This is a genomic window from Collinsella sp. AF11-11 (genome assembly GCF_003465485.1).
Lineage (GTDB): Bacteria > Actinomycetota > Coriobacteriia > Coriobacteriales > Coriobacteriaceae > Collinsella.
This window is the reverse complement of sequence record NZ_QSAS01000009.1, coordinates 18848-37099: the sequence shown is the minus strand read 5'-3', so window position 1 is coordinate 37099 and position 18252 is coordinate 18848. Positions and strand designations below refer to the sequence as shown.

Genomic DNA, 18252 nt, shown 5'->3' with positions numbered 1-18252 from the left:
TCAAGACAGCTATTCAACATTGGTGGTCACCGCTATGGACAATGTGAACCACCTAAACGAACTCTCAATACAGTCCCAGCTTAGCACCCTTGGAAAACTGGTCGCGGACGCGGAACAATCTACCGACGCAAGACGCGATTTCGAAGCTCAGCCTCGTGCCGTATTCCAGAAATATGGAATTACAGACCTCCAAATCAAAGCGGGAAATCGAAAAGTCTCTGTACGAACTGGTGGAGTCAACCGAAAAGGAGGCGCGTGTCCCCGTTGCACGCGCAGTATATCGTCGTATCCAGCTCCCACCGTCCAAGGCACTTGGACGGTGGGAGTTCCGCATCCCCGGGAAAGGAAAAGCGCGGCCCATCCGGACCGCGCCCGCGCCCTCCTCCCATTTCACCCCGCGACGTAAACCGTCCGGCCCGTCTCGCAGTCGATGGTCTCGGCGTCCCCGAAACCGACCCGGACGGCAGCCCATCCGCCGGCGACCGCCAACGCGTCGGCCTCGGACCTCGCGGCGGCGATGAGGCGCTCGAGCGCGGCCGAACCCGCCGGTGCGGTCCCCACCTCGAACGCGCCGCCGTCGCCGCCCGACTCGTACTCGACGACGACCGTCGAGCCGAGAGCCTCCTCGAGGGTCTCGCTCAGGCCGCCCATGCCGTCGAGGGCGTGCCCGGCGACCGTGGCCAGCGGGTAGCGGGCCATCCCGGACGCCACCGAGCGGACGGCCATGCGAAGCAAGCCGGCGGCCTCGAGCGCCTCGATGAGCGCCGCGGGGACCGCGGCGTCGATGGCGATGTTGCCGTGCCCGCGGCACCACTCGGCCGCCGACGGCACGTTCGCCGTGAGCACGCCCCACCCGGCCATGTAGCCCTCGGAACGCGGGTCCGTGGCGTCGAGGAGGAGGACGGCCAGGCCGCCGCCCACGTACTCCCCGGCCACGAGGGCGAGGCGGACCGCCTCGCCCATGGAGTCGAACTCGACCGTGACCATGCGGCTACCTCCTCCTGACGGCGCTGAGCGGCTTCGGGGAGAAGTGCTCGTCGCGCTCGACGGCGGCGAACCCCATCTGGCGGTTCAGCTCGGCCATCTCCTTGATGCTGAAGTAGCCGAGCTCGTCGTCGTAGCCCTCGACGAGGCCGAATGCCTCGTCCGTGCCGTCGAACTCGAGCAGCCACCAGTCCCATCCGTTCACGCACGAGAAGTAGTGGGCGTAGACCGTGGGGTCCTCCGCCCCGTCCTGCCCATAGAGCCCCGGCACCGTCTTGGCGATTTCCACGGTCATCAGCTGCTGCATGTCTTCCTCCGTTCCGGGCACGTGGCCCTCAACATCTCGCCCCTGCGGGCAAAGCCGAATGGCGACGCCGCGCGTCGTCGTCGGCTTTGCTCCCTGCAAAGCCGCACCGGAGTGAAGACGGGTCAAGGGAGGTCCATGACGACCTCCACCAACCGGAGCGGAGCGGAGGTTTGTGCGGGGTCTCATGGGCCCCATTGACGCGGCGTAGCGGAGGTGCCACCCGGCCGCGGAGCCGTGGCCGATTCACGGCGGACGCCGGCAGCCCGCGTCCAACATCGATACCATTTAAGGCCCTATTTACTTTTTGAAAGGAGTCGCATGGAACTCGAAGACATCATTTACGAGCTCACTTGCCTTCATGAGTCGATGCTTTTCTGCTGCGAGGACCGATTCGGTAAGGAGGACCCGGTCTTCGCGCATTACCGCATGGCGCTGGGGAGGATCGTCAGGGACCTCGAAGAAACCGAGCGGCGCATTCGGACCGAAACGGCCAGTGCTAAATCACGTCAATAAGAAACGCCCCGGCAATTTACTGCCGGGGCATTTTTTAGAGCTCGATCTCCGCGATTATTTTTTTCATCTCGAGGGCCCATCCGAGCTGCTCCTCGATGTACCCCGGCCATGCGTCCTGGTGGCCCTTGATGGGGTGGCCCGCCTTGTAGAAGCGCAGCCCCGATGCCTTTTTCGCATCGAAGGGTGCCGCCGTCAGCCCGAGGTGCTCCTCGAAGACCCCGCTGTTGGCGATGGCGCGGTGCCCGATCTCCTTGTCGTCGTCCACGTACAGCTCGATGCCCGTGCGGCCCCTTTGCGTATCGATGAGCAGGGCGAGATGGTATGCCGAGACCCCCAGGCGAAGCGTCGACCAATGGTCCTTGCTGGGCTTCTGCGGGCTGAACTCCTTGAGGAACTCCGGATGGCCGCCCGCCACATCGCGGTAGGCCGTCCAGTACGCCAGCTTGACCTTTTCGGTCTCGCTGAGCCCCTCGGAGAGCTTCACGGTCTTGGTCCACTCGTTCGGCTGCTCGACCACGCCGAAGCGCGGGGCGGGCAGGGAGTCCCCGATCTTCCAGAGCTCGACCTCGACCAGGAAGAACCCGAAGTCGCTGTCGGTGTGCTGGTTGAGCCACTCGATGGCCTGGCGGTGCTCGTCGCGGGCGCGCGCCACGACCCAGATGACGACCTCGGCGCCCTTGCCGGCGGCGTACGTGATCACCTTGCCGAGATGGTCGTGGTTGGTGTCCTCGAGCTGGTTCTCGATGATCACCTTGCGGCCCGTACCGGACTCCTGCGCGTAGATGTCCACGTTGAACGATCCGACCGAGGACTCCGTCTCTATGAGCTCGAGCTCGATTCCGACCGCCGTCCCGAGGGTTGCGAGGTTCTGCTCCTCGGCCAGCCACTTGGTGAAGTCGTGGGCCTCATGCGGCCACACCTCGCGCAGGGGGACCTTATGGATGGTGTCCAGGTTATAGGTCTTCATCCGCCGCCCTCTCGACCGATAATCCAGTGCCGTTGTAGAGCCTCTCGCCGTCAAACGAACGCAGCAGGAGCCCACGACGTTCGTCGACGTCCTTCAGCTCGCACGGATACACGAATAGCAAAATGTTTTGTCGGTACTTGTAGTCAGCGTAGACATCCGGATCGCCCAATCGCGTAGGTATGGACGCGATATCGTCCGCCATACGCTCACTTGACCCCACGTATATTCCGAGATAGTCGCTGAAGTTCTTATCGTGGTCATGCCTGCGGTATGTCGCGATGAGATAGCAGCCGGGCATATCGTAGCCGTTGAACGCAGCTTCGGAGGCTTTGACCTGCTGGCAGATGAACTCGTGCAGGGGCATCACCGTCGACGCGCCTTCAAATATTGATTGCCTGGCGGCATCGATCTTCTTGCGAGCCTCCGCGGCGGCCCTTGAGTCCTGGAACGCCTTCGTGGCATCCCCCAACGCGCCGGCTGCCGCGCCGACGCCTTCCGCCGCCGCACCAAATCCCTTGCCGATGCCGTCGGCAACAGCACGCGCGCCGTTGGTTGCCCCGTCGGCAGCGCTTTTCACGGCTCCATCGACATCGAAACCGAGCTGCTTTGCCCCATCGACAACCCCGGCGGCGGCGGCTAAAACCCCCGCTGCAAGATTCACCGTGTCTTTTACGGTTTTCAAATTGACGGCCATATCGAGCCTTCCCTTCTATTCCGCCTTGCCAAATCGGTTCATGACCTCAAGCAACTCGCCCGTCGTGACGATTTTTGCCTGCGAGTTGCCGCTGAAAACTGCGTCGAGCTTGCTTCGTCCCACGTTGTCGCCTATTGCGAGGTACTTCGTGCTCTGCGCGGGCTTGCCATCGGTCGCTTTCATCCCGCATTCCTTAAGTGCGGCAAGGATCTCATCGCGATTGTAGCCCGGAGTAACGCCGGATACCTTCACCTTGAGTCCGACCGGATCAGTGATTTCGCCCGGATCGCCCCTGTGGCCCGCCTCCTCGGCTTTCGCCAAAACCTCTTCGATGGTTTCCTGCGACCCGTTCACCAGTCCCAAGCCCGTGAAAACACGCTTGCGGCCATGATGGGAGGAGGCATTCGGAGCCCAAACGGCGGGCTCGAGCGCACCGAACTCGCCGACCAGCCCACGGAAAACCCCAAGGCACGCCTCGGCGTCGCTCATGGCATCGTGGTGGCTATCAAGATGCACGCCGTAATGCTCGCAGAGGTCGACAAGCGCTCCGGGCAGACCCTTCTGCTTCGCCACCAGCATCGTATCGATTACTTCGATCTCGGGCATTTCGATGTCGTAGGCAGCCAGACTCTTCTTGATGTGGTGGATGTCGGCGCCGTTGGCGTTATGCGCGACCAGGATGTGGTCTCGCAGCAAATCCGCCAGACCGGCATCCTCCCAGAAGCGGACAAAGGTCGGCATGTCGTCCAGTGAGTCCCAATCGATTTCCAGATGAGACCTACTCCACCAACCAATCTCGCTCTCAGGATTGATCACCCGGCAAACCGGGTCGCCCAGGCAGTTTCCCTCAAGATCCGTGAGGATATAAGCGACCTGGCATATCCTCTGCTGGGGATTCGCCGTCTCGCTGTCCCAGAAGATATATCCCTTTTTCGCCATACGGCTTCCTTTCCCTTAAAACAAACTGTTATCCCATTCGGGTGCCTGGGTTATCGTCCCGACACGGGAAAGGAACAGCGCGTAGAAGGGGTCGTTCTTGAGATAGTAAACGCAGGCCGCCTCGTACTTGTCGCCCTTCTCCTTGGTCGTTGCCGACCCGTTGACGATAGGGTCAAGGGCATCGTAGACGGTCTTCATATAGCGACTCCCTTGTTGTTATTCAGACGTCACTATTTTAGCTAAGGACCGCCGGGACTCCTCCCAATTGGAGTTTATCGGTCGATAAGTCAAGCCGACCGGTCCGCGATTATCAATGGTTTATCTGCTTCACATAATAAATTGACTCAGGATTCACCCGCAATTCACCCGCAAGGTAAACCGATAAAGAAAAAGCTCGGAAGCAATTTTGCTTCCGAGCTGCAAGTTCTTGGTCGCGGGGGCAGGATTTGAACCTACGACCTCCGGGTTATGAGCCCGGCGAGCTACCAGACTGCTCCACCCCGCAATGTCTGGGCGCCTCATGTGCGCAAGAAAGAATACTACGCGGGAGTTCGGTAAACGGCAAGGAAAATCTCGTAGAGCATAATTCCTTCATATTTAAACCCCTCAGCCCCTATCACCGTAAACGAATCGCGGCCGAGCGCCGTCGACGGCGCGTATACAATGGTGCGCGTCCTTTTATGCCAACACTGGGAGTAGACATGCTGCTCGCTATCGATATGGGAAACACGCAGACGGCCATGGGCCTGTTCGACGGAGACGAGCTGGTGCAGTCGTGGCGCATGCCCACCGACCGCTCCTATACCGCCGACGAGATCCACGTGCGCCTGATGGGTTTCTTTAAGATGTACGGCCTCTCGCTCGATGCGGTTGACGCGATCGCCTTTGCGGGCGTGGTGCCGCAGCTCTCGCGCGAGTGGCACGCCGTGGCCGACCGCATTGCCGCAGACGCCATCGTCATCGGGCCGCAGACGGCCGCCGTGACCAAGCTGCGCGCGGCGCGTCCCCAAGCCGTAGGCGCCGATCGCGTCGCTAACGCCGTTGCGGCCGAAACTTTCTACGGCGCGCCGGCAATCGTGGTGGACTTTGGCACCGCGACCAATATCGACGTCATCGATGAGGACGGTTATTACATTGGCGGAGCGATCGCGCCGGGCATCCGCATCTCCATGGACGCGCTTGCCGCCCGTGCCGCCAAGCTCGCCAGCGTGCCGCTCGAGGCGCCCGAGCATGCCATCGGCCGCGATACCGAGGAGTGCATCAAGGTCGGCGCCGTGGTGGGCGCTGCTGCCATGGCCGAGGGCCTGGTCGAGCGCATGAAGCGCGAGCTGGGCCGCGAGGATGCCACCGTTATCGCCACGGGCGGTCTCGCCGGCATCGTCGCCGATTCGACCGATGCCTTCGACGTGGTCGACGGACAGCTCACCATCAAGGGCATCTGCGAAATCTACCGCCGCATGCAGGAGCTGAGGTAAGGCAGGGGCTTAAGTCGAGCACGGGCGCGAGCGGCGGACTAAGCAATGCATCGGTCCTATTCCTCAAAAACGAAATTTTTTCAGTTTTGAGGAATAGGCTTTCTGCTACGCCTCGCCGCACAACCACCTCGCCAGGTCCACGATCTGCACTCCGTCGCGATCCGTGGCCTCGTGATGCGTGCGGGCGAGAATCATCTTGGGATACGCATCGCCAATGCTCAGCAGTGGCGAAATCTCGCGTTCAAATGTCTTATCCGAGCTGATGTCGTCGCTCACCTGAATGTAGAGTTTCTCGCTCCGCTTGATTGCTACAAAGTCTATTTCCTTTTTATAGAGCACGCCGACGTATACCTCGTATCCGCGACGCAGCAGCTCGATTGCCACCATGTTCTCGTATACGCGCCCCCAATCCATATCACGTGTACCAAGAAGCGCATATTTAAACGCATGGTCCGCCAGATAGTACTTCTCGCCGCTCTTAAGGTATTTTTTGCCGCGAATGTCGTACCGACGAACTTTATAGAAGGCAAACGCATCGCACAGGTACCCCATGTACGTGCCGACCGTCTTGTTCGTAATCTTTAACCCATCCGCATTTAATGCATCAGTAATGTTGCGTGCCGACGTAATGTTGGAAACGTTGTCCATCATGTAATCGGCAATGCGCAGCAGCGCCGATTCGTTTCTCACGTTATGCCGCTGCACGATATCTCTCACAATGAGCGTCTTGAAGACGTTGGAGAGATATTGATAGCGCTGCTCCTGCAGTGGATAAGGGTAAGAGCCGGACATACCGCCGGTTCTCGCGTACTCATCGAAGTCGCGGTCGACCTCGCCCTCGTCGCCATAGAGACGATACTCCTCAAACGAGAATGGGAAAACCTCGATCTCGAACGTACGCCCCGTAAAGAGCGTCGACAGATCGCTCGACAGCAAAAAGGCATTCGATCCGGTAATGAATATGTCGTACTGCTCGGATGCGTGAAGGCTATTGATCGCACGCTCAAAACCGTCGCACATCTGAACTTCATCGATAAGCAGAAAGTTTTGTTTGCCGGACACTCGATGCTCTTTTACATAGGCGAGCAGCGCGTGATACTCGAGCAGGTTCTCGAACTCATCGAGGTTGTAGTTGATATGGATGACATTCGAATTGGACAGATGTGCCTCCACGTAATCGCGGAGGGCCTCGAGCAATTTTGATTTACCGCTACGACGGATGCCCGTGATGACCTTGATGTCCGGCACGCCAATAAGACTCGTCAACGTGTCCATATATGACGTTCTATTGATGAGTTTCATCGGGGCCTCCTCGCGGTCTTTTATCGCTATTCCTCAAAACTGAAAAATTTTCAGTTTTGAGGAATAGGCTCTATAGCGAATATACCTCGCGAAAGACCGAGCCGCCTTAATCCTATTCCTCAAAAACGAAAATTTTTCAGTTTTGAGGAATAGGGCGCTGGCAACCCATTCCCCAGATAGGCGAAACCCTCCCCAGCACAGGCCGAAGAGGGCTTCGTTGTCATCGTTATCTTTGAGCGCGGGCACCTCGCGTTACAGTCCGCGAATCCGTACGGCCTCGGGCGGAAACTCCTGCTCGCCGGCATCGGTCTTGATGGTCGCGCGACCCCAGATGTCCAGGCCCGCAAACACACCGACCGCAAGCGGCAAACCGTTGGGCGACACCGCCGCGACCTGACGACCCAGCAGTGGCACCATGTCAAAGTACTCGCCCAGCACCGGAGCCAGCGGGCCGGCAGCGCCCTGCGGCGTGTTGGCGGCAACCGCCCAGGCGTCAACGCGGGTCAGCACAGCGGCGGCCAATGCCTCGATCAGCGCCTCATCTGCCATATCCACGCCAAGCTCACCCAGCGCCGCACGCTCAATATCAACCGTCACCGCGGCAAACATGCCCGCAGCACCGGCACCGCCGTTCACGGCAACACGCGCGAGCGACGCCTCAAACGCAGGCGCACCGCACACGATATCGCTCGGCCACTGGATACCCACTTTACCGGCAAGGCCCAACCCCGGCGTCGAAGCCGTGCCCACGAGCGCGTCCATCATGCCCATCGCGGCCACAAACGGCAGGCCGTGGAAGGCGTGCATGTTCACATCGGGGCGCACAACCAGCGAAAACGTCAGCGAAGCATCGCCCACGCTCCACGCGCACCAGCCCGCGGACACGCCCTCGCGGCCCGCGTCACGCGCCGCGTCGAGCTCGGTGCCAGCGGCAACAGCATTCATCTCGATCATCTACATACGCCCCAATTCGCCCACGATATGGCCCACGCGATCCTCGGGCTCCTTGACCTCGACGCCGTTGTAGCGGAAGAACCGAGCCGGGTCGTGCATCAGGTCCTCGAGCGGCACCAGCACAAAGTCACGCTCGCCGATCAGCGGATGCGGCAGGCGCAGCTTCTTGCCGCCGTGGGTCTCGCCGTCCATCCACAGCAGGTCCAAGTCGATGGTGCGCGGGCCGTTGGCCTTGGCCTTCTTGGAACGGTCGCGGCCCAGCTCGGCCTCGATCTTCATGAGCTCGTCAAGCAGCACCAGCGGAGCCAGCTCGGTCTTAATCTCGATGACGGCGTTGGCAAACGCGTCCTGGCGCGTCTCGTAGGCCGGCTCGCTCTCGTAGATCTTGGAGGAGTTGGACACGCAGGTGAGTGGAATCTCGGCGATCATGTCGCGTGCGGCGCGGATGTTGTCACAGCGATGCCCCAGGTTGGAGCCCACGGCCACAAACGCGCGGCGCGGCTGCGGCTTGGCAACCGCCCAGTAGCCGTTCAGGAACTGCGCAAAGCCCGCGGCGTCGTGCACGCGCACAATGTTGGCACCGGCCTGGATGGCGCCCAGGCACACGCCAAACGTAGCGGCATCGCGCTCGGCGGCCTCGGTCACGCCCGAGACGGCGCCCACAAAGCGCTTGCGCGATACGGCGCACATGAGCGGATAACCCAGTGACGCCATCTTGGCAGTCTCGCGCTGGATGACGATGTCCTCGTTGGCCGTCTTGCCAAAGCCCGGACCGGGATCAATGCAGATGCGGTCGCGCGACACGCCGGCGTGGATGAGCGCGCGGGCCTGGTCGGACAGAAAGCCCATGACGCGGCGCATGATGGGCGCCGAATCGGGCAGGGTGAAGCGGCGGAGCTGCGAGGTGGGCACGTAGGCTTCCTCGCGGCGGGCGCTGCGGCGCATCATGGCGGCCAGGCGGTCATTGGGCTCCGATGCGGCCTCGGTGGCCTCGGGCGCGGGCGCGACGGTCTCGGCGGCAGCAGCCTGCTCGGCGGCCGGCGTCTCCTGCTCGCTTGCAGGCTCGGTCGCGGGCTCCGGATCGCCAAACGGCAACGAGGGCTGCACCACGCCGCCCGGAAGCTTGGCCTCCGGCTTAGGCTCGCCCAGCAACTTGCCGCGACGGCGGCGAGCCGGCTTCTCAGCCTCACGCGCGGCCTCGGCAGCCGCCTCGCGCGCCTTCTCGGCAACAAACGCCGCAGCCGAGGTATCGAGCTGCACCGTTGCGTGCGTGCGTGTAGGCGCGGCGACCTCGCCGGCATGCATCACGATGACGCCGCAGGTGCTCGTCTTAACAAACTCGACCATCTTGGGGTCGGTGAAGCCCGTCACGTCGTTGACGATCGAGGCGCCGCAGCGCACGGCCGCCTTGGCAACCGCCACGTGGCGCGTGTCGATCGAGACGATGGCGCCCTCTTTGGCCAGCGCGCGCACCACGGGCAGCACGCGGCGAGCCTCCTCGTCGGGATTAACCGGGGTAAAGCCGGGGCGCGTGGACTCACCGCCCACGTCGATGATGTCGGCGCCGGCGTCAAGCATCGCCAGGCCGTACTCGATGGCGGCATCCGGGTCGAAGTGCTCCCCGCCGTCGCTAAACGAATCGGGCGTCACGTTGAGGACGCCCATGATGCGCGGACGGTCAAAGCTGAGCTCATACTTTCCGCACCGCCATGTCTTGCTGTCGTTCGCCATGAACATCCTCCTAAAATGCCCACGCCGCCGAGCTTGGGGAGCTGGCGGCGGGGTCGCTTTGCACTCAGTCTTTCTATTGTATCCGCGCACACGGGCTAGAACGCAAACGCGGCCGCGATGTCGCAAGAAATCAGCAGGTCGGCATTTGCATCCTGATCGGTAGGCGCCAAATTGCAAATGGCCAGCGTATCGCCAGTAAAGTAACGCGTAAGGCCTGCCGCCGGATACACCACGAGCGAGGTCCCACCCACAATGAGGGCATCGGCCGCGGCAATGGCGGCAACGGCACCGGTCAACACATGCTCGTCGAGCGGCTCTTCGTAGAGCACCACATCGGGCTTGATGCGACCACCGCACGCGGGGCACACGGGCACGCCCGCGGCGTCCTCGTGCTCGCGCGAGCAAATCCACTCGGCGCTATAGACCGCGCCGCACGACTGGCAAATGTTGCGATGGACCGATCCGTGCAGCTCGAACACGCGCTGCGAGCCCGCCATCTGATGCAAGCCGTCGATGTTTTGCGTCACCACGGCATCAAGCTTGCCGGCGCGCTCCAGCTCGGCCAGCTTGGTGTGACAGCGGTTGGGCTTAGCGTTAAGCGCGATCATCTTGGTGCGGTAAAAGTCGAAGAACTCGGCCGGATGTGTCTCATAAAAGCTATGCGAGAGCATAGTCTCGGGCGGGTAGGCAAACTGCTGGTGATACAGGCCGTCCACGCTGCGGAAATCGGGGATGCCACTTGCCGTGGAAACACCAGCGCCGCCAAAGAAGACCACGCGCTTGTGGGTGTCAAACAGATCCGCCAGCGCGGCGGACGCCTGCCTGGGGTCCGATATTGCCTGCGTCATATGAGCCCTCCGTCCTTGTTGATCGGGCGGCGTCGGGCGATGTCCCAGCATGCGACCTTTAAGTCAGCATGCGCGGAGCCCACCCCGCCCCTGTTGCGCTAATCTTAAGCCTGCCAACCCCGTCGAAAGGACACCATGCCTCAGACTTACACTTTCGCCTCGTGGAACGTCAACGGCCTGCGCGCCGTGCTCAAAAAGGACCCGAGCTTTATCCAGATCGCGCAAGAACTCGACGTCGATATCCTGGCGCTGCAAGAGACCAAGTTGCAAGAAGGCCAGGTCGATATTGACCTGCCCGGCTATCACCAAACCTGGAGCTACGCCGAGCGTAAAGGCTATTCGGGCACTGCGGTCTTTAGCCGCCAGGAACCGCTGCGCGTGCTGCACGCCGACGCACTGCTACCCTACGCCGGCGAGAACGAGGCGGCCGTACTCGTCGCCCAAGCCGCAACCGAGGGCCGCGTCTGCGCGCTGGAGTTCGACAAGTTCTGGTTTGTGGATGTCTACACTCCCAACGCGCAAAACGAACTCGCCCGCATCGACGTGCGCATGGCCTGGGACGATGCTTACCGCGGCTTTTTGAACGCGCTCGAGCGCGAGACCGGCAAACCCGTCGTGACCTGCGGCGACTTTAACGTGGCGCACGAGGAGATCGACCTTAAGAACCCCAAGTCCAACCGCGGCAACGCCGGCTTTTCGGACGAGGAGCGCGGCAAGTTTACCGAGCTGCTCAACGCCGGCTTTACCGATACCTGGCGCGCGGCAAACCCCGACGTCGAGGGCGTCTACAGCTGGTGGAGCTATCGCTTTAATGCCCGCAAGAACAACGCCGGCTGGCGCATCGACTACTTCCTGGTAAGCGACGCAATCGCCGACAACGTACGCGACACCGGCATCCGCGGCGACATCTTCGGCAGCGACCACTGCCCCGTCACCCTCACGCTAGAGCTCTAGCCCCAGCTGATCCCCTGGGGACGGAGGAAAACGAATCATTTTGGGCCTCGTGGTGGTATCCACGTGACCCATCCGCCACGAAACACGCCCATCTACTACGTTTAAGCCACCACCCTCAACCACAGCGAACAACGCAAAAAGAAAACCGCAGGTAGAAAGCCTGCGGTTTTTCATAAAACGCGGTTGTGTTTGGGGGTGTCGGGTCAAACGTAGTAGATAGGCTGATTTCGTGGCGGGCGAGTTCAGCTGATTCCCCGGGGACGTCTGGAGACGGAAGAAAACGGATCAATTTGGCTCTTGAGGGTCACGACGCCCGTCATATCAGCCGGCCATTCCAAAACTATGCCAGTTTACGGGGCTAAATCGCGAACCCCCAACCATACGCAATTCCGAAATAATAAAACCGCAGGTAAACGGCTTGCTCTATTTCAAAAATAGCCGGCATGGTCTGCTTGTGCCAATCTGGCCCCGTAAACCGGCATAGTTTTAAAATGGCACTTCGGCAGTATTGATTCCCGCCCCGGCGCAACCAGCCCTACAGTCCGTACTTCACGACGACTCGGTTGATGCGGCGACACCAAGGCTTGTACAGGGCGACCAAAAACACGCAGGTCGCAAGGCCGTGCGTGATATCGAACGGTACGGCGGTGGCAAGACGCGCCATGGCACCCGCCCACGTGAGCGGTTGAACAAAACCGATAATGTCGTAGGCGTTGATCACAACGCCGTACAGCAAACCCGAAGCAAAGCCGTAGGTCAGCAGCGCCGGCATACGCACGGTGCCATCGGCGCGATCAAAAGCGCCGGCATGCGCCAGCGCACCGCCAACGTATCCCACGAGCCCCCAGGCATACATCTGCCACGGCGTCCACATGCCCTGTCCAAAAGAGAAATTGCTGGTCAGCGCCGCCAGCGCGCCAACCATAAAACCATTGCGGCGGCCAAGCGTCGCCCCCGCGATAATGGCGATGGCACTCACGGGTTTAAAGTCGGGAATGGGGCCAAACAAGATGCGCCCCGCCGCGGCCAACGCCGCCAGAACCAGCGTTGGCATAATCTGGCGCAGGCCCGGTCGCGACGCCTCGTAGCCTGCAAAGAACAGCGCAAGCACCAGCGCCACCACGACAAGCATGGCGAGCGCCGCCTGCTCGACGCCCGCCAGCAACGCCGCAGCCATCACGGCTGGCACCGCCAGCAGCAGCGGTATCTCCTGTTTTGCGAGTAGGCGCACGATGCGATAATCCGCCATCCCATCACGCCCTATAAAACACGTTGTCGGCAAAGAAGTCGGTCGGCGGCTCCATGCAGGCGATCTCGCCGCCAAACATCATAGCAATGTCATCGGCAACCTGCTCGGCAAAATCCAGATCGTGCGTGGCCATAATGACGGTGCCGCCAGCCTTCGCATGGTCACGCAGGGCGCGGGCGATAATGCAGCGACTTGCCAGGTCAAGGCCCTTGGTGGGCTCATCAAGCAACAGCAGCTCGGGGCCGATCAGCAGCAGCTTTGCCAACGCAAGCAGCTGGCGCTGTCCGCCCGAAAGATCGTAGGGGTGGCGCGTCTCCAGGCCGTCCAATCCCAGTTGCGCCGCACGCTCCCGCGCCAAGTTCTCGTCATATCCGCAGGTCGAGGCCCATTCCATCAGCTCGTCGCGCACCGTCTCGGCAACCAGCAGGGCCTTGGGGTTCTGCGGCAGCAGCGCAGCCGAGGCCGCCCCGCGCACCATACGACCACGCTGCAGCTTGGCAGTCTTGGCCAGCACCGAAAGCATCGTCGACTTGCCGCAGCCGTTTCCGCCCACGACTGCATGCACCGCGCCAGCCGAAAACGACGCATCGAGCCCGCGCAGCACCCAACCGCACGCGCGATCGTAGCGAAACCAGCCTTCCGACAGGGTGGTAGCCGACCCAGCGTGCATTTTTTGGAGTATTCTGCTTCCATCCGTGCGCGGGAAGGCTTCCGAGCCGTTCTCGAGCGACGTTTGCGCCACAAATTCGGACGATTTGTCCAATTCCGAGCTTTTTTTCGCGCTCGATACGTCCCCGGGCGGCTCCAGAGAGCCCAAATTGTCCTCACGCCTGCTGAATACTCCGTTTTTTGCACATCGGACGGCACCCCACCCCAACATGTCGTCGGAAAACAGCGATTCTCGGCGTCCCAAAGAAGCCATATCCGCCACCTCGCGCACGTGACCGTCCTCAATCCGGTACGCACATGTCGCGTATTCGAGCATCGGGCGCGGCTGGTGCGTCGCCACAACAACCGTGCAGCCCAACTCGCGATTCACGCGAAACAGCGCATGCAGAAAACTCTTCTCGGCAACGGGATCCAGTTGGGACGTAGGCTCGTCGAGCAGTAGTACGCGCGGGCGCAACGCCAGCACGGCCGCCAGCGACAGCAGCTGCTTGCGTCCGCCCGAAAGCGTATCGGTATCGCGGTGGAGCCAATCCTCCAACCCAAAGAAATAGCTGGTCTCGGCCACGCGACGGCGCATCTCGTCGCGCGACATACCTAAGTTTTCCAGGCCAAACGCCATCTCGTGCCACACGGTTTCACACACGATCTGGTTCTCGGGATCCTGAAACACATAGCCCATGCGCTCTGCGGACGCCCGAACGTCCATATCGGCAACGCTCTCACCCAGCACGCACAGCTCGCCGGCGCATTCGCCCATCGGCGCGATCTCGGGTTTGAGCAGCGAGAGCAGCGTCGACTTGCCCGACCCGGTACCGCCAACGAGCAGTGCAAACGCACCTTGGGGAACAGACCAGTCGAGCCCGTCGAGCACCAGCGCCTCAGCCCCGGGGTAGGTAAAGCTCAGGCCCCGTACCTCAATCGCCGGAATATCCGGGCCGCACGCCGCGCCCGACACCGGGCCCCTATCCAACCGAGCCATCAGCCAAACCTCTTCTCATCAATCGCGTGCAACGCGCAAGGCAGCACCATCCAGGCAGCGTACACGACATAGCCCGGCCACGGCGCCGGCACCGAGAGCTGCGGATAAAACGAATACTGCGTCGTCGCGGTCCACGCCACTGCCACCGTGACCACGCCAAACAGCGCAAGCCCAACCAGCGCGGCAACGTCGCTGCGCCCCAGCCGATACCGCGCATACGTCGTACGACGCGTCGCGGCACCCCACCCGCGCGAGCGCATCGCGTCCGCGCGCTCCAGCGAATCTTCCATGCCCCAGCCCATCAACACGCTCGACGCCCGCAGGCGCGAGCGTACGGGGTCGGCCGGCGCGCGGCCCGGCACATCAATCGCATCCTGCACCGCCAGCACCGTACGACCGCGGCGCAAAAACTGCGGGATAAGCCGCATGCACATCGAGATCATGAGCGCAATCAACGGTGCGGCATTACCCAGCAGCGCGAGCACCTTGTCGTATTCGAGCATCGACGCCGCGGCCTCAAACCACAGCACGCTCGCCACAAACAGCCCGCCCATGCACAGGCCGTATACCATGCTCTCCAGATACACCGCGCGCATACCAATACGGAACAGCTCCGTCGAGCCCGAGGCGCTAAACAGCGGGTTGACCAGTGCAATGATCAAAATCACCGGCAGCTGCCAGCGAAGCGCGCCCAACGTGCGGGCAGCCCCGCGCGTCGCAAATCCATACGCCAACCCGCCCGCGAGCGACAGCGCGATCAGCACCGGTTGCATCGAGAACATGGTGAGCCCCAGCGTCAGCACCATGTAGAGTGCCGGCACCGCCGGATGCGACATCGCGAATGCCGCGACGGGCTCGTTGCCCGATTCCTCTCGCATGATATCCACGGGCACCCTCATCCCCTCGCTCAAACGCCAACGGCGTAGCGCCGCCGGCGCCATACACAACCAGCGCAAACGCCGCGCCCGCGGCACCGACATCGGCCGCCATGCGTCAATCGTTACGCGCTCATCATATGCCTGCGGTATCATATTGCGCCGTGTATCGTTTCCAAACACACGTCTCTATAACGTAACAGGAGATCACATGGACGCAACCGCAATTATCCTCGCTGCCGGCGAGGGCACCCGCATGAAGTCGAACCACTGCAAGGTTTCGCACAAGATCCTGGGCAAGCCCATGGTTCAGTGGATCGTCGACGCCACCATCAAGGCCGGCTGCAGCCGCGTCGTGGTCGTCATCGGCAGCCACGCCGACGAGATGCGCGCCCTCATCGACGGCGCCTACGCCAACAGCGCCACCAAGGTCGAGTGCGTCGAGCAGACCGAGCGTCTGGGCACCGGTCACGCCGTGAAGGTCGCGCTCGAGGCCTGTGACATCACGCAAGGCCCCGTCGTGGTGCTCAACGGCGACCTGCCGCTCATCACCGCCGACACGGTCGCCAAGTTCGCACAGACCGTCGCCACCGGCGAGCTCGCCTGCACCGTCATGACCATGACCCCGCCCGATCCTTTCGGCTACGGCCGCATCAAGCTGGGCGCCGATGGTCAGATCGAGCGCATCATCGAGCAGAAGGACTGCACGCCCGAGCAGGCCGCCGAGCTACTCGAGTGCAACGCCGGCTGCTACGCCTTCGACGGCGCGCAGCTCGCCGCCCACATTGACGAGATCGGCAACGACAACGCGCAGGCCGAGTACTACCTGCCCGACATGCTCGAGATCCTCAAAGGCCATGGCCAGGCGGTCTCCATCTTCCACTGCGACGACTACCGCGATGGCCTGGGCGTCAACAGCCGCATCCAGCTCGCGCAGCTCACTGCCATCGCTCGCGACCGCATCAACGAGCACTGGATGGCCGAGGGCGTCACCTTCATCGACCCCACGCAGGCCTGGATCGGCCCCGACGCCGTCATCGGCCGCGACACCATCGTGTGGCCGCAGACGCACCTGATCGGCCACGTCACCGTGGGCGAGGAGTGCCAGCTCGGCCCCAACAGCCGCCTCACCGACACCACCGTCGGCAGCGGCTGCACCATCGATGAGACCATCGCCATCGAGGCCGTCATCGAGAACGGCGTCGACTGCGGCCCGCGCGCCTACCTGCGCCCGGGCACCCACATGCTCGACGGATCCAAGGCCGGCACGCACGTGGAGATCAAGAAGTCCACGATCGGCGAGGGCTCCAAGGTGCCGCACCTGTCCTACATCGGCGACACTACCATGGGCTCCGGCGTCAACGTGGGCGCGGGCTCCATCACCTGCAACTACGACGGCGTCCACAAGCACAAGACCGTCATCGGCAAGGATGCCTTCATCGGTTCCGACACCATGATGGTCGCGCCCGCCCAGATCGGCGACGGCGCGCTCGTGGCCGCCGGCTCCGTCATCACCGAGCCGGTCCCGGCCGACGCACTCGGTCTGGGCCGCGCCCGTCAGGTAAATATTGAGGGCTGGGCCGCCGATTATCGCCGCCGTCTGCACGAGGACGACGAGGTATAACGTTTTACCAAGCATCTAAGGAGCTGTTCCCATGGGGGCGGCTCCTTTTTCTATCGTGACCTGCGCAACCGGATGAGTGGTCGGTTCGTGTCCGTTGACGGTAAAGACGTTATCAAGACCCGATAAGCCCCGTCGCGCGGTTACAATGCAACAAGGCATCTATATGGCATTCGATATAAAGGAGAAGGGTAATGCCGATTAATGATCCCGAGAAGTCGGAGAATATGCGCAAGTCCATCCGCGTGTATTCCGGTTCCTCCAACCGTCCCCTCGCTCAGAAGATTGCTGAGTACCTTGGGGTCGAGCTTTCGGGCCTTACGCTAAAGCAGTTCGCCAATGGTGAGATTTACGCCCGCTACGACGAGACCGTCCGCGGCGCCGACGTCTTCCTGATTCAGTCCGTGGCCGGCGGCAACGTCAACGACATGCTCATGGAGCTGCTCATCGCCACCGACGCTGCCAAGCGCGCATCCGCCCGCTCCATCACCGCCGTTATCACCCACTACGGCTATGCCCGCCAGGACCGCAAGGCCGGCCCGCGCGAGCCCATCACCGCCCGCCTCGTCGCCAACCTGCTCGAGCGTGCCGGCGTCAACCGCATCATCACCCTCGACCTGCACCAGGGCCAGATCCAGGGCTTCTTCGATATCCCGGTTAACCACCTGTCCGCACTGCCGCTGTTTGGCCAGTACTACAACGCCATGAACTTCGACACCGACAACCTGGTTGTCGTCTCCCCCGACGTGGGTCGCGCCAAGGCCGCCAAGAAGCTGTCCGATATGCTCGGCTGCGACCTGGCCATTGCCCACAAGGGTCGTCCGCGCCACAACGCCGCCGAGGTCATGGGCATCATCGGTGACATCAAGGGCAAGACCTGCATCATCAACGACGACATGATCGACACCGCTGGCACCCTGTGCGCCAACGTCAAGGAGCTCAAGGCTATGGGCGCTGGCGACATCTACGTCTGCGCCACCCACGGCATCTTCTCCGGTCCGGCCATCGAGCGTCTGAACGACGCCCCCATCGTCGAGTGCGTCGTCACCGACGCCATCCCCGTCGAGGTCGGCGGCAAGATCAAGACCATCTCGGTCGCCGAGGAGTTCGCTCAGGCCATCTCCGCCGTTTACCACGAGGAGCCCGTCTCCACGCTCGTCGGCGGCGACTTCGCGCTGTAATCGCATCGTC

At 62.1% G+C, this 18252-nt stretch carries 18 protein-coding genes and 1 tRNA gene; 5 read left to right on the top strand and 14 right to left on the bottom strand.

Features of this window, described 5'->3' with window-relative positions; translation table 11 throughout:
• Positions 1-390: 390 nt before the first annotated feature.
• Together DWV58_RS06740 and DWV58_RS09865 are read right to left on the bottom strand one after the other, a co-directional pair.
• Positions 391-987 (bottom strand): hypothetical protein, encoded by a 597-nt coding sequence (locus DWV58_RS06740; RefSeq protein ID WP_117776610.1) that lies wholly within the window; start codon positions 985-987, stop codon positions 391-393.
• A gap of 4 nt (positions 988-991) precedes the next feature.
• Positions 992-1291 carry a DUF2958 domain-containing protein gene (locus DWV58_RS09865; RefSeq protein WP_158549349.1) on the bottom strand — a complete coding sequence of 100 codons (300 nt, stop codon included), beginning with the start codon at positions 1289-1291 and terminating at the stop codon, positions 992-994.
• Positions 1292-1609: 318 nt separating this feature from the next.
• Here DWV58_RS09865 and DWV58_RS06730 point away from each other — a divergent pair, with 318 nt between their 5' ends.
• Complete coding sequence (locus DWV58_RS06730; protein ID WP_117776608.1) at positions 1610-1804, top strand: hypothetical protein; 195 nt, start codon at positions 1610-1612, stop codon at positions 1802-1804.
• A gap of 34 nt (positions 1805-1838) precedes the next feature.
• On the opposite strand, the gene DWV58_RS06725 is transcribed toward DWV58_RS06730, so the two are convergent.
• The 5 genes from DWV58_RS06725 to DWV58_RS06705 all read right to left on the bottom strand — a co-directional run bounded on the left by DWV58_RS06725 (position 1839) and on the right by DWV58_RS06705 (position 4909).
• Positions 1839-2771 (bottom strand): DUF4268 domain-containing protein, encoded by a 933-nt coding sequence (locus tag DWV58_RS06725; RefSeq protein WP_117641068.1) that lies wholly within the window; start codon positions 2769-2771, stop codon positions 1839-1841.
• Positions 2758-3465: a hypothetical protein gene (locus DWV58_RS06720; RefSeq protein WP_117776607.1), complete on the bottom strand. Its 708-nt coding sequence runs from the start codon at positions 3463-3465 to the stop codon at positions 2758-2760. Before DWV58_RS06720 ends, DWV58_RS06725 begins: the two co-directional genes overlap by 14 nt.
• Before the next feature lie 15 nt (positions 3466-3480).
• The gene (locus DWV58_RS06715; protein ID WP_117776606.1) at positions 3481-4404 is read right to left on the bottom strand and encodes an exonuclease domain-containing protein; all 924 of its coding nucleotides are present in this window, start codon (positions 4402-4404) and stop codon (positions 3481-3483) included.
• A 15-nt stretch (positions 4405-4419) separates the two neighbouring features.
• Complete coding sequence (locus DWV58_RS06710; protein ID WP_117641071.1) at positions 4420-4602, bottom strand: hypothetical protein; 183 nt, start codon at positions 4600-4602, stop codon at positions 4420-4422.
• A 230-nt stretch (positions 4603-4832) separates the two neighbouring features.
• Positions 4833-4909, bottom strand: a tRNA-Met gene (locus tag DWV58_RS06705).
• 196 nt (positions 4910-5105) lie between these two features.
• Here DWV58_RS06705 and DWV58_RS06700 point away from each other — a divergent pair.
• Positions 5106-5879: a type III pantothenate kinase gene (locus DWV58_RS06700; protein WP_158564538.1), complete on the top strand. Its 774-nt coding sequence runs from the start codon at positions 5106-5108 to the stop codon at positions 5877-5879.
• 105 nt (positions 5880-5984) lie between these two features.
• Here the strand turns inward: DWV58_RS06700 and DWV58_RS06695 are convergent, their stop codons facing one another.
• The 4 genes from DWV58_RS06695 to DWV58_RS06680 form a co-directional block, all read right to left on the bottom strand.
• Entirely contained in the window at positions 5985-7181 is a 1197-nt protein-coding gene (locus DWV58_RS06695) for an ATP-binding protein (RefSeq protein ID WP_117743660.1), read from the bottom strand.
• A 252-nt stretch (positions 7182-7433) separates the two neighbouring features.
• Positions 7434-8135 carry a hypothetical protein gene (locus DWV58_RS06690; RefSeq protein WP_117776604.1) on the bottom strand — a complete coding sequence of 234 codons (702 nt, stop codon included), beginning with the start codon at positions 8133-8135 and terminating at the stop codon, positions 7434-7436.
• Positions 8136-9866: a dihydropteroate synthase gene (gene folP / locus DWV58_RS06685; RefSeq protein WP_117766302.1), complete on the bottom strand. Its 1731-nt coding sequence runs from the start codon at positions 9864-9866 to the stop codon at positions 8136-8138.
• 95 nt (positions 9867-9961) lie between these two features.
• Positions 9962-10714, bottom strand: coding sequence for an NAD-dependent protein deacylase (locus DWV58_RS06680; protein ID WP_117776603.1), 753 nt, complete (start codon positions 10712-10714; stop codon positions 9962-9964).
• A 135-nt stretch (positions 10715-10849) separates the two neighbouring features.
• On the opposite strand from DWV58_RS06680, the gene DWV58_RS06675 reads away from it, so the two are divergent.
• Positions 10850-11668 (top strand): exodeoxyribonuclease III, encoded by an 819-nt coding sequence (locus tag DWV58_RS06675; RefSeq protein ID WP_117629805.1) that lies wholly within the window; start codon positions 10850-10852, stop codon positions 11666-11668.
• Positions 11669-12203: 535 nt separating this feature from the next.
• On the opposite strand, the gene DWV58_RS06670 is transcribed toward DWV58_RS06675, so the two are convergent.
• The 3 genes from DWV58_RS06670 to DWV58_RS06660 are packed head-to-tail and all read right to left on the bottom strand — an operon-like array spanning position 12204 to position 15443.
• The gene (locus tag DWV58_RS06670) at positions 12204-12917 is read right to left on the bottom strand and encodes a DUF6580 family putative transport protein (RefSeq protein ID WP_117583697.1); all 714 of its coding nucleotides are present in this window, start codon (positions 12915-12917) and stop codon (positions 12204-12206) included.
• A gap of 4 nt (positions 12918-12921) precedes the next feature.
• The gene (locus tag DWV58_RS06665) at positions 12922-14565 is read right to left on the bottom strand and encodes an ABC transporter ATP-binding protein (RefSeq protein ID WP_117776601.1); all 1644 of its coding nucleotides are present in this window, start codon (positions 14563-14565) and stop codon (positions 12922-12924) included.
• Positions 14565-15443 carry an energy-coupling factor transporter transmembrane component T gene (locus DWV58_RS06660; protein ID WP_117776633.1) on the bottom strand — a complete coding sequence of 293 codons (879 nt, stop codon included), beginning with the start codon at positions 15441-15443 and terminating at the stop codon, positions 14565-14567. The genes DWV58_RS06665 and DWV58_RS06660 overlap by 1 nt, the downstream gene beginning before the upstream one ends.
• A gap of 208 nt (positions 15444-15651) precedes the next feature.
• On the opposite strand from DWV58_RS06660, the gene glmU reads away from it, so the two are divergent.
• Both glmU and DWV58_RS06650 read left to right on the top strand, forming a co-directional pair.
• Positions 15652-17064 carry a bifunctional UDP-N-acetylglucosamine diphosphorylase/glucosamine-1-phosphate N-acetyltransferase GlmU gene (glmU, locus tag DWV58_RS06655; protein WP_117776599.1) on the top strand — a complete coding sequence of 471 codons (1413 nt, stop codon included), beginning with the start codon at positions 15652-15654 and terminating at the stop codon, positions 17062-17064.
• Between the two features lie 191 nt (positions 17065-17255).
• Positions 17256-18242 (top strand): ribose-phosphate pyrophosphokinase, encoded by a 987-nt coding sequence (locus DWV58_RS06650; RefSeq protein WP_117776597.1) that lies wholly within the window; start codon positions 17256-17258, stop codon positions 18240-18242.
• Positions 18243-18252 lie beyond the last annotated feature (10 nt).

Bases quoted from the DNA above. Each gene is read 5' to 3' on its own strand.
- DWV58_RS06740 (WP_117776610.1), bottom strand. From the start codon at position 987: ATGGTCACGGTCGAGTTCGACTCCATGGGCGAGGCGGTCCGCCTCGCC.
- DWV58_RS09865 (WP_158549349.1), bottom strand. From the start codon at position 1,291: ATGCAGCAGCTGATGACCGTGGAAATCGCCAAGACGGTGCCGGGGCTC.
- DWV58_RS06730 (WP_117776608.1), top strand. From the start codon at position 1,610: ATGGAACTCGAAGACATCATTTACGAGCTCACTTGCCTTCATGAGTCG.
- DWV58_RS06725 (WP_117641068.1), bottom strand. From the start codon at position 2,771: ATGAAGACCTATAACCTGGACACCATCCATAAGGTCCCCCTGCGCGAG.
- DWV58_RS06720 (WP_117776607.1), bottom strand. From the start codon at position 3,465: ATGGCCGTCAATTTGAAAACCGTAAAAGACACGGTGAATCTTGCAGCG.
- DWV58_RS06715 (WP_117776606.1), bottom strand. From the start codon at position 4,404: ATGGCGAAAAAGGGATATATCTTCTGGGACAGCGAGACGGCGAATCCC.
- DWV58_RS06710 (WP_117641071.1), bottom strand. From the start codon at position 4,602: ATGAAGACCGTCTACGATGCCCTTGACCCTATCGTCAACGGGTCGGCA.
- DWV58_RS06700 (WP_158564538.1), top strand. From the start codon at position 5,106: ATGCTGCTCGCTATCGATATGGGAAACACGCAGACGGCCATGGGCCTG.
- DWV58_RS06695 (WP_117743660.1), bottom strand. From the start codon at position 7,181: ATGAAACTCATCAATAGAACGTCATATATGGACACGTTGACGAGTCTT.
- DWV58_RS06690 (WP_117776604.1), bottom strand. From the start codon at position 8,135: ATGATCGAGATGAATGCTGTTGCCGCTGGCACCGAGCTCGACGCGGCG.
- folP (WP_117766302.1), bottom strand. From the start codon at position 9,866: ATGGCGAACGACAGCAAGACATGGCGGTGCGGAAAGTATGAGCTCAGC.
- DWV58_RS06680 (WP_117776603.1), bottom strand. From the start codon at position 10,714: ATGACGCAGGCAATATCGGACCCCAGGCAGGCGTCCGCCGCGCTGGCG.
- DWV58_RS06675 (WP_117629805.1), top strand. From the start codon at position 10,850: ATGCCTCAGACTTACACTTTCGCCTCGTGGAACGTCAACGGCCTGCGC.
- DWV58_RS06670 (WP_117583697.1), bottom strand. From the start codon at position 12,917: ATGGCGGATTATCGCATCGTGCGCCTACTCGCAAAACAGGAGATACCG.
- DWV58_RS06665 (WP_117776601.1), bottom strand. From the start codon at position 14,565: ATGGCTCGGTTGGATAGGGGCCCGGTGTCGGGCGCGGCGTGCGGCCCG.
- DWV58_RS06660 (WP_117776633.1), bottom strand. From the start codon at position 15,443: ATGCGAGAGGAATCGGGCAACGAGCCCGTCGCGGCATTCGCGATGTCG.
- glmU (WP_117776599.1), top strand. From the start codon at position 15,652: ATGGACGCAACCGCAATTATCCTCGCTGCCGGCGAGGGCACCCGCATG.
- DWV58_RS06650 (WP_117776597.1), top strand. From the start codon at position 17,256: ATGCCGATTAATGATCCCGAGAAGTCGGAGAATATGCGCAAGTCCATC.